Raw genomic sequence first — 13,080 nt, forward strand, 5'->3', positions numbered from 1 at the left:
CCCGCCAGCCTCCTTCTGCGCGTCGCAAGGGCGCGCAGAAGGAGGATGAAGTGGCGATGAGGATCACCGGCATGAGCGTGCCGGAGCGGGCGTTCGAGCTCAGGCTGCCGGACGTCGGCGTCAAGGTGATCGTGACGACGTCGCAGGACGCCGCGCGGTACGCCAAGACGTGCACCGCCGGGGTCTACCTGCGGTGTGTCGAGGTCGGTGGGGTCCTGGTGGTGTACGTCGGAACCAGTCGGGCCGTCTGCGGCCGCCAGGCCGGCCACTCTGGGGTGGTCGACTGGGTGCTGTTCCTGACCCGTGCCGACGCGCCGGAGTTCGCCTTCGGCTCCGACGACCGCAAGGCGATCGAGTACTGGCTCGCGGCCGCGGCCGGCCGTGCGCAGGGCGGCGGGCGGGTCCGGTGCGGCAACGGCACGGCACCGGAGGACCCGGGCCTGTCGCCGGAGATCGTCGCGGCCATCCGCCGGCCGGTGCTGGCGGCGCTGCAGGCGGTGGCACACCCCGCCGCGGCGCCCGGGCTGCACGACCTCGTCGAGGCCGCCGCGGAGCTCCTCGACATCACTGCGGCCTCGGCGAAGGCCACCATCCGGCCGCGCCCGACGAGCAGGGGGCACGGCCCCGGGCTGGTGAAGCAGCTCATGGCCCACGGGCTGCTCGACGAGGGCGACCGGCTGTACTCAACCATCCGGGGTGTCCGGCAGGACTTCCACGTCCGCCGTGACGGCAAGCTGCAGGACGGGCCGCTCGGCAGTGGACGGGTGAGGGTCTTCCGGTCCGTGACGGGCGCGTACGACGCGCACCGCGTCGCCGTGCGCAAGCAGCTGCCCGCGGACGTCACCCTGTCCGAGGCTGCGCGCCGCAGCGGCGTGGAGGCACTGAAGGTCGACGGCGGGCGCTTCCCCGACTACAGCCTGGCTGCCCTCCGGCGTCTGCTGCCCTAGACACTGGAGGTCGCTGCCGGGTCAACTGCGATGCGGCGCCGCTGGTCGTGCTCCGGTGCTACCAGCGGCGCTGTAATCCGCGGATGTGAGGAGCTACGGGGAGCACGCGTGTGGCCGCCCCGAGCGACCGGAGCCGCCCACCGTCGCGTGAGGAGCCGTCCGGAGATACCGCCTCGCAGGTGTCCGGTGCGACCGACGCCGGGGCGGCCAGGCGTCGCCGGTCGGCGACGTGGTGACTGCCCAACAGCACCCGCATCCCACGGTCTCCGCCACACGGATTGGAAGGAGCCGGACATGTGGGTGATCGTGCGCCAGCAGGACTGGGTGGGCGGCGAGGACGTCGAGGAGGTGATCGGCCCCTTCCCGACGAAGAAGGCGGCGCACGCCGCGCTCACGCACCACCAGCGGCTGATCGACCAGCGGCCACACCCCGATGAGCGCCTGTGGCTCCTCCCGCTGCGGCCGGCGTGATCTCCCGGCACCGACCGGGACTCACGGGTCGGGGTCGAGGTGGCACCGTCGGTCCTGACGACCGGGATCTGAGCGTCCCGGCAGCACCGCGGTGGCCGTGATGACCGGCAGGGGAGCAGGGCTGGAGGCCGGCCCGCCCCACTCGCCGACCGGAGGGAGCGCCGCCGTCCCCATGCCGTACCCCCGCAGCGACCGGCGACTCCGGCTAGCAGCGCACGCCGAGGGCGTCGAAGAGGGTCCGCTGCTGCTGCGGGGACTGCCTGAAGACGACCTCGGGCCTGGCGAGCCGACCGCGCAGGGAGCGGGCGTCACACGTGGCGGAGGCGATGACAGGAACGCGGAGCGGAGTGCCGCGGTAGGCGCTGCTGCAGCGCCTGCGCCCAGCTCACACGGCAACCGCGACGTGATCGCCGGATCGGCGCCAGCGGCTGAGCGGGCACCCCGGCTCTGCGTTCGGGCGACGCGACCCGTCGAATGCTCGGGGCTGTCAGCACCGGGCATTACGTTCGGCGAAGTTCCCGTTACTCCTCGAGGAGGTCGCGCGTGGCGTACTCACGGCGGCGCAAGGCCGGTCGTCCCCGCCAGCACTCGCATCCGCAGCCGCGGGTGATGGTGCCACCGACACCGGAGCAGTGGCCGTCCGGGCGGGACATCGCTGACGTCTGTGACCTGGATGCGATCGCCTCCGCGGCGCTCTCGGAGGTAACCGCGGACGATGTGCTGCGGGTACTGCGCGCGATGCCGGCACGGTCGCGGCAGTACGTGCTCAGCGTCCTCGGCCTGCGGGGTGCGGCCACGGTCAACCGCGGCATGGCCGCGCAACTGCTGGCCCGAGCCCGCGCGGAGTCGGCCGATGGTGAGGTGCTGCGGGACCTCACCGGGCCGCTGGCCTCGGCGTTGGACCACGACCTCGACACGGAGCAGTGGGCAGCGGTGCTCGGCGGTGACCACGGCCAGGCGGCTGTAGTGCTCGCCGAGCATCCGCACTTGGCCGGCAACCTCAACCTGACCGGGCGGGAGCTGTCGCCGGCTCTACTGCGCGCCGGGCTGGCCAATGCCATCGCGACCGACACGGCCGCCTCCGCAGTGGCGCTCACACTGCTGGCGGTCACCGAGGAGACCGCGCGCGACGCGTACACCGAGCTGATCGGCCGCTATCCCGAGATGCCGCCGGTTCCGCATGCCGGGTTGGCTGAGCTGTCGCCCGCCGCGCGGTTGTCCGACCTGGGTCTGACCGGCAACGGCGACATCGACGACGCCTCTCTCGAGCGAGCGCTGGAGAAGGTCCGCAGCCTGCCCGACCTGCGTGCCGCGGCCACCGGCACCGACGCCGGCGATGTCGAGCTGGACGAGCCGGAGGTCGAGGCGGCGGACAGGGCCACCACCGAGGCGCTGCACGGCGGCGCAGACCCGGATGTCGAGGCCGTCATCGACCGCGGCGACCTAGTGCTGATGCGATGGGAGGCGGCGACGGACGCCGCCACCGCGGTCGCCGGCGAGCTACGCGCGGGGCGGTTGCCCACGGACGGGGTCCTGAACCAGGTCGTCGAGCATGTCGAGACCGCGGTCGGGGCACTGCGCGACCTGCGGGCCCGCACGTCCGCGGAGCTGCCGAAGTCCCGTGCCGGGATCCATGAAGGCGTATCGGCGCTCCGGGCGCAGCTGGCGGCGGCCGCTGATGCGGCGTGGTTGCGGCGGCTGGCGGCGCTTGAGGGGCACCCGGGCGTGCGCCCTGCCCTCGAGCAGGTCCGCGCCGCCGCCGCCGCCGCGATCGACGATCGGGAGGTGTCGCGGGAGCCGCTGGCCGCGCTGCTGCGGGTACTCGACCTCATCGCCGCACAGCGCAGCGGTGAACTCGTCGACTTCGCGGCGGTCGCCGAGGCGCAGGCGGCCGCGGCCGCGCTGTGGCCGGAGGCGGCGGCGATCTTCACCGCCGCCGCGATGGGCTACGTGACCGTCCCCAAAGCGGTGTCCGCGATCGACGCCGGCACAGCGGCCGCCGTCAACGTGGGCGAGCTCACCGGTGAGGACGCCGTGGAGGTGTCGACGCAGCTGTCGTTACCGGCCTCGGGCGACGCTCACGCGGAGGACGGGGACGACCGGCGGCTGGCCCCGCGCGTGGCCGCCGGCAACGCCTCCTCAGATCGCAGCGACCTCCACGACGTTCCGGCCACCGACGCCACCTCCGGCCTCGAACCGGGCGTGGACTCCGATCTCCTCGACGGCATCGCCTCCGTCGGTCCCATCGTTCCTGACGAGGCCCTCGCCGAGGGCGCAGATACGGCGGTGGACTCTCCCCAGGGCGCCGTGGAGCGGTCGGACGAGGACCCGGAGCAGGCCCCGGGCACCGCGTCGGACGAGAGCGGCGACGACGCGTGGCCGGACCCGCCCATGCCCGCCGGCGTCGACATCGGCGCCAACACCGAGCTCGACGTCGGCCCCGCCCTTGAGGCCAATGTCGGCCCTCTCGACGGCATCGACGCCCTCGACCTCAGTGAGCTCGATGAGGCCCTCACCGGTGGCGCCGGAGCCGCTCTCGCCGCGGTCGGCGCACACCGCCGCCGGGCCGCCGCCGAGGCGCCGGACACCGCGGCCCCTGCGGCCGACGACGCTCCGGACGAGTCCGCCGACGCCGAGGCCGACGTCGAGGCCGAGGACGTTCCCACTGCGATCGTCAGGCTGATGGCCGACCGCCGGTTCGGCTTGGCCGCGGACATCCTCGAGGCCGCCGGCGCCGCCTCGCCCTCGGTCGCCGCCCGTCGCCTGGCCGCCTACGCCGACGCGCTCACCACCCCTACCGGCCCGCTGGCGACGGCGTTCGCTGAGCTGGCCAGTGAGGTGACCCGCGACAAGCTCGCCGAGGACCGCGCCGGACAGCTGCTGACCCTGGCCGCGTCCGCCCGGATCGCCCTGCTCGCGCCGTCGGCGTCCCCGGCCAACGTGCTGCTGGACCTGCTGCCGTGCGTGGGGGACCAGCCGGCGCTGACCGAGGCAGTCGACGCGCTCGCCGACGCCAGCCGCGCCGGCATCGTCGTCGTCGCTGAGGCAGCCGACGTCGTCGGCACGCTCGCCGCGGCGGAGAGTGAGACCGCCGAGGCGGCCCGCACCGCCGAGGAGTTGCTCACTCCCGGCGGCCGTCGACCCATCAAGTACGTGCCCGCCAACGGCGTGTACGGGGCCTGGCTGAACCCCGAGGGGGAGCTGGGGCTGCTGCTCGGCATGGTCGCCGCCAACGACCCGGAGGACGTCTCTGTCGTGCGTGAGCGGGTCGTCAACCTGCGGGGCAAGGCGGCGAAGGCGATCGATACCACCTTCGCCGAGCTGAACCGCGGCCAGAAGCGGCAGATCAAGGCCGGGGCCCGCGGCACCCTCCTGGCGCGCTGGGACGAGGCGCTGGACCTCGCGGTCCGCTGGGCGAACGCCGCCGAACAGGTCGGGCACGCCTCCGCTACCTCCTCTGGCGCCTGGCAGGCCGCGCCGCTGAACAGGCTGCGGCAGCGGCTGGCCGCCGTTCGCGAGCGTGCGTTCGCCGAGCTCGGCGAACAGGCCGGAGACGACGTTGACGCCGCCGCGACCGTCGTCGCGGCCGCGCAGTTGCTCGACGACGCGTTCTCCATCTGCGAGGGCGGCGCCCCCGGCGGCGGCGAGCCGTCGGCCGCCTACACCGCGCACGCCGAGCTGATGGCCACGGACCTGCCTCTGGCGGCCGACACGCTGCTGCCCGATGCGGGTCTGACCAGCGACACCCTGCCGGCGCTGCTGGCGGTCGCCGCAGAGGCGGCCGACGCCGAGTCCGTCTACGCCCGGCGCGCCGCCCGCGGCGACCACGACCTGACGGCGGTGCTCGTCGCCGGCCTGCGCGCCGAGGACCCGGCGATCGCCGCGGCGCTGGACCGGCAGCGCGCCATCGACATCACCGGCATGGCCGGGACTGTCGGCGACGAGGTTGCCGCGTTGCGCGCCCTCATCGACGCCCGGCGCCTGGCCGGCACTCTCGACGACGGGCCGTGGGCGGCGCTGGCGTCACGGGCGCGAGCGCTGGACGAGAACACCCGGCGCGACTACGGGCGCATCCGATCCGCCGGCGCCGGCATCCGCGCCGAGCTCGATGCTCACCAGCAGCGCAAGATCGACGCGACCCTGGCCCGGATCGCCGAGCATGCGCAGGCCAGCACCACGGTCGCCGCCGCCGCCGACCAGCTGTCGGCGTGGGTCCGAGACGGGCACGTCGCCAGCGCCGAGGAGCACCTGCAGGCCGCGCTCGCCGGACACCCGCTGCCGCAACCGCGCGTCGAGCCGGTGCACCTGCAGCGGTTCTTTCCGGCCGTGCCCGACATCGCCGCCGCGCACCCGAACCTGCTCGGCGAGTTGCACCTGACCCTCTCCGGTGGGCCCCCGTCGGACGGAGTTGCGCGGCTCATCGGCGCGGGGTGCGATCCGGCTGGGCTGCCCGAGGTCCGCCGCGACGCCGCCCGCAAGGCGATCGGCGCGTGGCGGGAGGCGCTCATCGGCGGGCGCGGCACCCAGCGGTCGGTCGAGTTGGCAGGCGCTCTGCGCCTGGTGCTGTCCCAGGCCGGCCTGGAGTTCGGAGAGGTCCGCCAGCACCCTTCCCCGGCCGGGCAGGCCGGCCGGCAGTGGCTGACCCTGCACCGGGTCACCGGCTTCGGCAACGCGCTCACCCCGACCCTCGGCTCGGGGATGAGCACCGACGGGTCGACGCTGCGGCTGCTGCTGGTCAAGAGCGCCCCCAGCCCGACGACGGTGCTGGAGTGGATGAGCAGCGAGGCGCCTGACCAGACGGTGCTGGTGCTGTGGACCGGGCCGGCGCTGTCGGCCGCACAGCGGCGCGCGATCGCCGACGCCGCCCGCGGCCGCCCGCGGCCGCCGCTGCTGTGGCTCGATGCCGCCGCGCTGGCCTACCTGGTGTGCCAGCCTGAACCGCGGCGGTCGACGTTCGCAGCGATCTCGCTACCGTTCACCGCAGCCAGCCCGTACCGCGACACCCCAGGCAAGACCCCGGAGGAGATGTTCTACGGGCGCACCGAGGAGCTGGCCGCGGTGCTGGATCTCTCTGGCCCGTCGTTCGTCTCCGGCGGGCGGCAGCTGGGCAAGTCCGCGCTGCTGCGGGAGGCGCAGCGCCGGTTCATCGAGTCCGGCACCGCCCGGCACGCCGTGCTGACCAGCCTGTTCACCGTCGGGGGGCACGGGGACCCGGAGCGGCTGTGGTTGACGCTGTGGCCGGAGCTGCACCGGGCCGGCGTCGTCGGCGAGACCGCGCCGGCCGGTGACCTGGGCGAGCTGGTGCACGCGGCGGTGCTGCGCTGGCTGGAAGGCAACGCGAGCCGGGCGCTGCTGATCCTCTTGGACGAGGCCGACGCCTTCCTCGACGCCGACGCCGTCGACGCCCGGTTCGCCCACGTCGACCGGTGCCGACGGATCATGCTGGAGTCCGGCGGGCGGGTGAAGTTCGTCTTCGCCGGGCTGCACCGCACCGCCCGCTTCGAGTCGCTGCCCAACCAGCCGCTGGCGCACCTCGGGCGCCCGATCGTCGTCGGGCCACTGCGGCCGCAGCACGCCCTCGAGCTGCTCACCGAACCGCTGGCCGCGCTGGGGTTCGAGTTCGCCGACCCCGAGACGCTCCCGGCGCGGATTCTCGCGCTGGCCAACAACATGCCCGCCCTGCTGCAGCTGTTCGGCGCGGCGCTGATGGAGCACATGGCCGCCCAGCCGGTGCCCGCCGACGGGCCGCCGCAGATGGTCACCGCCGAGGACGTCGACGTCGTGTTCGCCGACGCCGACCTGCGCGCGGCGTACCGGGACAAGTACGTGCTCACGCTCAACCTCGACCACCGTTACCTGGTGATCGCCTACGCGATCGCCGCCGCGGCGCACGAGCACGGCATCGACTACAGCCTGAGCCTGCTGGAGCTGTCCGAGGAGTGCCGGGCGCACTGGCCGGCTGGATTCGCCGCCTGCGGCGCTGACGACTTCCGTGGCCTGGTCGCCGAATGTGTCGACCTCGGCGTGCTCGCCGCCGACGGCGGCCGGTACCGGCTGCGCACCCCGAGCGTGCTGCGGCTGCTGGGCACCGAGGAGGAGGTGCTGGAGACTCTGTACTCCGCGCCCGACCGGCTCACCGTGCCCACCGCCTCGGACGCCGGCAGCCACCGCCGGCCGTTCGGCGAGGCCGGCCGCAGCCCGCTGACCGAACGGCAGCTCGGCAGGCTGTTCGATGCCCGCCGGCAGGTGCTCGCCATCACCGGATCGGCGGCTCTCGGGGTGGGGGCAGTGGTGGCCGCCGTGGAGGCCGCGCACGCCTCCGGAGCGATGTGGCTGGGGGCGCTGACCCGCTGCCACACCGTCACTCCCGACGGCGTCCGGGCCGAGGTCGCAAAGGCGGCCACCGACGCGACCCTCGTGCTCGCCGACGCCCGCGCCGCCTCGACCGACGCGCTGGCGGCGCTGTTCACCGCCGCGGAGGCCGCCGTGGACACCGCCTCGGTCGACGTGACCGTCGCCGTGATCTGCGCGCCGGGCAACGCGCCGGCGTGGGTGACCCGCAGCGTCCGCATCGACCTGGCCCGCGTCGACGAGGCCGGCCTGCGGCTGTGGTGCGACCAGGACAACCTGCCGTTCCCCGACGAGGCGTCCCGCGCCCGGCTGGCCGCGGTCACCGGCTGCTGGCCGAAGGTACTTGCGCACACCGTGGCGCTGGCCGCCGCGGGCAGCCCCGCACCCGGGGCCACCCGGCTGCTGGAGGACACCGCCACGTGGCTGAACGCCGACGCCGGAACCCGACTGCCCGCCGACGCTGGCATCGGCGCGGACTCCGCAGCGCTGCGGGCGGTGTTCGCCACCGCCGCCGAGCTCACCTCCGAGCACGGCGAGCAGCCTGACGAGGTGGCCGCCGTCCTCGCCGACGACGCCGCACTGACCGACGTGGTCACGGCAGCCGGTTTCAGCGGCGTCGCCGCGGCCGTCGACACCCTCCTCGCGTTGGGCTGCCTCGCCGTGGCTTCGGACGGGCGGGTGCAGGCCGAGCCGGTGCTGGCCGCCGCCGTGGCCCGGCAGGAGGCAGCGGGCGGAGCGGACGCGTGACCGCAGCTCCGCCGGCGCCCGGCCGGGTCCTGCCACCCGCCGTGCACGCTGCACTGCACGCGGCGGCGACGGTCGTCGCCGGCCGGTCGAAGCAGCCGATCGACCCGGATGCCGTCGTCGCCGACGCCGACGGCATCAACCGGATGCTGGGTCTGCTGGAGACGGTGCCGGCGCTGCGGGCCGCCGCCGCGCACCTGCGCACGCAACCGTCCCGACCTGCGGACGGCGACGGTGACGATGGGCAGCCGGTCGCCGACCTCCTGCTGTCGTCGGACGCCGAAGCCGTCGGCCGCGGCGTGCGGGCCGTGCGTGGCCTGCTCGCCGAAGAGCGTCGGGCCCGCGGCCGGGCCGCCCGGCAGGCCGCCGCGGCCGAGAAGGCGCCGCCGCAGCAGCGAGGGGCTGCGCGTGCCGACCGCCGGCTCGCTGAGGCTCGCGCTGCCCGTGACCGGGCGCGCGCGCAGGCCTCCGCCGCCGAGGCCGCCGCGGCCCGGCTGCGCGACGAGGTCGCCGAGCTCACCGACGCCCTCACCGCGCTGGAGGCCCGCGCCGAGGCCGCCGAGGCGCAGCTGGCCGCCGCCCGCCGCGACGCCGCCGAGCCGCTGCGCGCCGCCGATCACCTGGCCGCCGCGCTGACCCCGGGCGATGTCCGCGGCCCCGTCGACCCGCGGGGCGTGGGCGCCGGCGAACCTGAACGGGTCGACCCGACGCGCGCATCTGTGCTCGCTCCGGCCGTTGACACCGAGCGGCTGGCCGCTGCCGCCCGCATCGCCGGCCTGCCCGCCGACGTCGCCGCGACGGTCGCGCAGTGGCTGCCTGCGGTGCTGGAGGCGTTCGCCCGCCCACCGCAGCCGGTCGCGGTGACCGCCGAGCGGGAGCTGCGCGTCGATGTCCTCGGTGGCGGCGCCGAGGTCGGTGGCTCGTGTGTGCTGGTCACCGCCGGCGACACCCGGCTTCTGGTCGACGCCGGGTCCCGGCCCGGCGGCAGCGACGCCGAGTCGATCGCACCGCGTCGAATCGAGGAGGCGTTCGCCGGGCCACTGCACGGCGTCGTCCTCACCCACGCGCACAACGACCACGCCGGCTGGGTGCCCGTGGTCCTCGCCCGCCGCCCCGACACCCCTGTCTATGCCACCGCGCCGACCGCCGACCTGCTGGCAACCATGTGGTTCGACTCGGCGAAGGTTCTGGCGCGCCGCGGCAGCCCGGGCCAGGCCGCCCCGTTCGACCGTACCGACGTCGAGCGGGCCCTGGCGCGGCTGGTGCCGACCTCGTATGGCCGTCGGCAGCGGGTCGCCGACGTCGAGATCGAGCTGTTCCCGGCCGGTCACATCGTTGGTGCCGCCGGTGTCGTCGTGCACACGGGGGGCAAGCGGGTCGTCGTCACCGGCGACGTGTCCCGGCCCGGGCAGAAGACCGTCGGCGGCATCGAGATCCCCGAGTCCGCGAAGGGCGCGGACCTGATGCTGCTCGAGTCGACCTACGCCGGGTCCGGCCGCCGTGCGCCGCGGGAGGTCGAGGTCGCCCAGCTGGTGCGGGACGTGGCCACGGTCACCTCTGCCGGTGGACGGGTGCTCATCCCCGCGTTCGCCCTCGGCCGCGCACAGGAGGTCGCCGCGGTCCTGGCCGAGCACCTGCCCGACGTCGACGTCCTCGTCGACGGGATGGCGCGTGACGTGACCGCGGTGTACGAGTCGCACACCGGCCCCGATGGCGGGCCGCTGCGCATCTTCGGTTCCCGCGTGCGCCGCGTCCCTACCGGTGGCACTCAGGCCGCGATCGCGGGTCTGCGCTCCGGCGTGGTCATCGCCACCTCGGGGATGCTCACGGCCGGGCCGGCCGTCTCCTGGGCGCGAGAGCTGCTGCCCGACCCCGCGGCCGGGCTGATGATCGTCGGCTACCAGGACGAGGAATCTCCCGGTGGGCGGCTGCTGGCGCTGGCTGAGGCCGGCGGTGGGCGGTTCGAGCTGCCCACCGCCGGCGGCTCACCGGTCGCCGTAGATGTCGCCGCGCATGTGGCCCGCTACGGCCTCGGCGCACATGCCTCGGCCGACGAGCTGGTCGCCATCACCGCCGAGGCCGGCGCCCGCGAGGTGATGCTCGTGCACGGCGAGGCGTCCGGGCAGGCGGCATTCGCACAGCGGCTGGCGATGAGGCAGCAGGCCACGACCCCAGCCGGGCTGTGGCGTCCGTCGTCGCCCGTGTAGCCCCCGACGCCCTCGGCAGACCTGCGCCGGGACACCGGTCCCCTGCGTGCTCGGTCAGCACCGACGAGTCGGGCCTACAGCGGCAGCTCGGAAGGCGACTATGCCGCCTACGGGCCGACCTCGGAGATCGCCGACGCAGGCGCCGGTGCCTCCGGGCCACGGCGAGCGACGGGAGACCTGCGTCGCGAAGGTCTGGCGGCGCTAGCTGCACGCTGTGGCCGTCTGATAGGCAACGGCAGCGGCGCTGCTTCTAGGGTCTACCGGTGGCCCAGTGCCCGCACGGCGCGGCTTCCGTCGGTGGTGCAGAGGCGATCAGCCGCGGTCATCGTCATGAGGCGTCTCCTCGTCCGGTCGGTGTGGAATCGCCGCGACGAGCAGGGCCAACTCCTCGTCGGACAGTGCAGTCAGCCGGCTCTCGAGTTCCTCGAGAAGTCGGCGACGATCCGCCCCCCGACGGAGGTCCTGCGCGGCGGAGACCAGGGAGGCACCGAGAAGCCCTCCGGTAGCGAACGCACCGATCGGCACGGCCAGAGCCCCCGCGACAAGGCCGTCGTGGTAGCCGGCGTGGACGCCCCGGGCCCGTGCCAGGAGGTCGGTCGAGGTCGTGTCCAGTGCGGCGGCGATGCGTGCAACGACGTCGGGCTGAGGCTTCCGCTCGCCTCTCTCGATCTTCCCCAGGTACTCGAGGCTGATCCGGGCGGCGTCCTTGACCTCCTTGCGCGTCGCCCCGCGCTCGAGCCGCAGCTCCTTGATCGCGTCGCCCAGTCCCTCGTACGGATCGGCAGGCGGGATGGTCACGCTGCCTCCTGTACCAAACAGTACTTGACAGTACCTACGGGTTGCTGGCATGTTGCCGTGTACCAAACAGTACCAGGGAGGGCAGCATGGACAAGAACACGGCAGCGACGACGGGTGGCGTCGTCGGAACCGCCGCGGGCTGGGCGGTCGCCGGCCCGGTGGGCGCGGCTGCATTGGGGGCCGCTGGCGCCGCGGTCGGCCGGTTCCTCGGAGCTGCCCCGTCGACGGACGCGACGACCGCCGAGGGCGGCGAGGCGCCCGCGGGTGAGAACCTCGACCAGGCCGGTTGATCCGGAATGACCAGCATGGATCCCGCACTTCCCGACCGGGTCCTCCTGCTCCGTACCGGCGACAACCAACTGGCGGCGGTCACCCCGGGGCGGCCGACGAAGGACTGGCAGCCGCTGGCGAAGGCGGCGTTCGAGGCCGTCGCCACTCATCTGTTCGACCGGGACGGTGCACCGGCGCAGAACGCCAGCGTTCGGCACTTCGTGATGCGCCCGGAGGACCTCCGGGCGTGGGACACGCTCCAACGGCGCGGACAGGGCGGCTACTCCTACGGCAGCCTGTGGAACGACACGGGCATCCATCGCAACGTCCAGATCAAGGAGGTGCCGCCGCCGGCCTCGGCGTCGGGGGCGCTGCCGCCCTTCGACCCGCTCGCCGTGGCCACCGCGCTCGCCGTCGCACAAATGCAGGCTGACATCCGCCGGCTCACCGCGCTGGTCGAGCAGATGGCCCAGGACGTCAAGGCGATCCTGCAGTTCCTGCGGCTGGAGCAGGAGGCCGAGGTCCTGGCCGCCACCGAGACCATTGACGAGGTCTACGCCCGTTACCGCGCCGAACACGGGATCGGTTCCACCGACTGGGATCGGCTCGCCGGTCTTGAGCACGTGCTCAAGAAGCAGCACCGCCAGCTCATCAGCGAACTCCACACGGTCGCCGACACGCTCGGGTTCACCAGCGTGGACCAGGCGACGGCGGTCGAGGCCATCGAGGCCGAACGGGTGCAGAACCTCATCCACCTCGAGTGGTACCTGCTGCGCTCGCTGAAGAAGTGGGGGGAGTTGATGCTCGCGAGGAAGGCCGACAGGAGAGAGAACAGCTTGTCCGCGGCGCAGGAGGTCCGCCGGCTCGGCGAGCAGTACGTCGACGATGCGCGCGAGGCCCTCCAGCGAATCAAGAACGCCGACAGCGTGATGGCCGGGCGCAGCGCCTGGGCACGCCTGTTCAGCACCGATGGCATCGTGCTCGGCGCATACCGTGACGGCGAGGCCGCCAGCGCCGCGTGCGCACGCCGGACCCAGGTGCAGGCTCTCACCGCCGTGCGGAAGCGTCTGCCCGCTTCCGTCGCCGCCGGTCCGGCTCGCCTGGAACTGGAGGCGGCACCCCCCTCACCCGTCACCGTCATGCCGACGTCGGACTGACCTGCTGCGGGATCTCTGGTCGCCCAGCCCACCGGGAACCGGGTGGGGTCCCCAGCGCCGGGGGTGGCGTCGGGATCTTCCCGACGCCACCCCCGTCACGGCCCTGCTCAACTTCAGCTCAGCATGTGGAGGGCC

The 13,080-nt window shown here is 74.3% G+C and carries 7 protein-coding genes; 6 read left to right on the forward strand and 1 reads right to left on the reverse strand.

Annotated elements, in window-relative coordinates; all coding sequences use genetic code 11:
- Window positions 1-56: 56 nt before the first annotated feature.
- From ACI78Q_RS00310 to ACI78Q_RS00325, 4 genes are all read left to right on the forward strand, one after another.
- Complete coding sequence (locus tag ACI78Q_RS00310; RefSeq protein WP_456921289.1) at window positions 57-947, forward strand: hypothetical protein; 891 nt, start codon at window positions 57-59, stop codon at window positions 945-947.
- 294 nt (window positions 948-1,241) lie between these two features.
- A complete protein-coding gene (locus tag ACI78Q_RS00315) occupies window positions 1,242-1,418 on the forward strand; it encodes a hypothetical protein (protein ID WP_456921290.1) in 177 nt (58 codons plus the stop codon).
- Window positions 1,419-2,156: 738 nt separating this feature from the next.
- On the forward strand, window positions 2,157-8,516 hold the full coding sequence (locus ACI78Q_RS00320) for a hypothetical protein (RefSeq protein ID WP_456921291.1): 6,360 nt from the start codon (window positions 2,157-2,159) through the stop codon (window positions 8,514-8,516).
- Entirely contained in the window at window positions 8,513-10,720 is a 2,208-nt protein-coding gene (locus ACI78Q_RS00325) for an MBL fold metallo-hydrolase (RefSeq protein WP_456921292.1), read from the forward strand. Before ACI78Q_RS00320 ends, ACI78Q_RS00325 begins: the two co-directional genes overlap by 4 nt.
- A gap of 312 nt (window positions 10,721-11,032) precedes the next feature.
- Here ACI78Q_RS00325 and ACI78Q_RS00330 read toward each other — a convergent pair whose 3' ends face one another.
- Window positions 11,033-11,518 (reverse strand): helix-turn-helix domain-containing protein, encoded by a 486-nt coding sequence (locus tag ACI78Q_RS00330; RefSeq protein WP_456921293.1) that lies wholly within the window; start codon window positions 11,516-11,518, stop codon window positions 11,033-11,035.
- Between the two features lie 86 nt (window positions 11,519-11,604).
- Between ACI78Q_RS00330 and ACI78Q_RS00335 the strand changes: the two genes are divergently transcribed.
- Both ACI78Q_RS00335 and ACI78Q_RS00340 read left to right on the forward strand, forming a co-directional pair.
- A complete protein-coding gene (locus ACI78Q_RS00335) occupies window positions 11,605-11,808 on the forward strand; it encodes a hypothetical protein (RefSeq protein ID WP_456921294.1) in 204 nt (67 codons plus the stop codon).
- A 6-nt stretch (window positions 11,809-11,814) separates the two neighbouring features.
- Complete coding sequence (locus ACI78Q_RS00340) at window positions 11,815-12,945, forward strand: hypothetical protein (protein ID WP_456921295.1); 1,131 nt, start codon at window positions 11,815-11,817, stop codon at window positions 12,943-12,945.
- The last annotated feature ends 135 nt before the right edge of the window (window positions 12,946-13,080 follow it).

This window comes from Geodermatophilus sp. SYSU D00705 (assembly GCF_054050135.1).

Bases quoted from the DNA above. Each gene is read 5' to 3' on its own strand.
- ACI78Q_RS00310 (WP_456921289.1), top strand. From the start codon at position 57: ATGAGGATCACCGGCATGAGCGTGCCGGAGCGGGCGTTCGAGCTCAGG.
- ACI78Q_RS00315 (WP_456921290.1), top strand. From the start codon at position 1,242: ATGTGGGTGATCGTGCGCCAGCAGGACTGGGTGGGCGGCGAGGACGTC.
- ACI78Q_RS00320 (WP_456921291.1), top strand. From the start codon at position 2,157: ATGCCGGCACGGTCGCGGCAGTACGTGCTCAGCGTCCTCGGCCTGCGG.
- ACI78Q_RS00335 (WP_456921294.1), top strand. From the start codon at position 11,605: ATGGACAAGAACACGGCAGCGACGACGGGTGGCGTCGTCGGAACCGCC.
- ACI78Q_RS00340 (WP_456921295.1), top strand. From the start codon at position 11,815: ATGACCAGCATGGATCCCGCACTTCCCGACCGGGTCCTCCTGCTCCGT.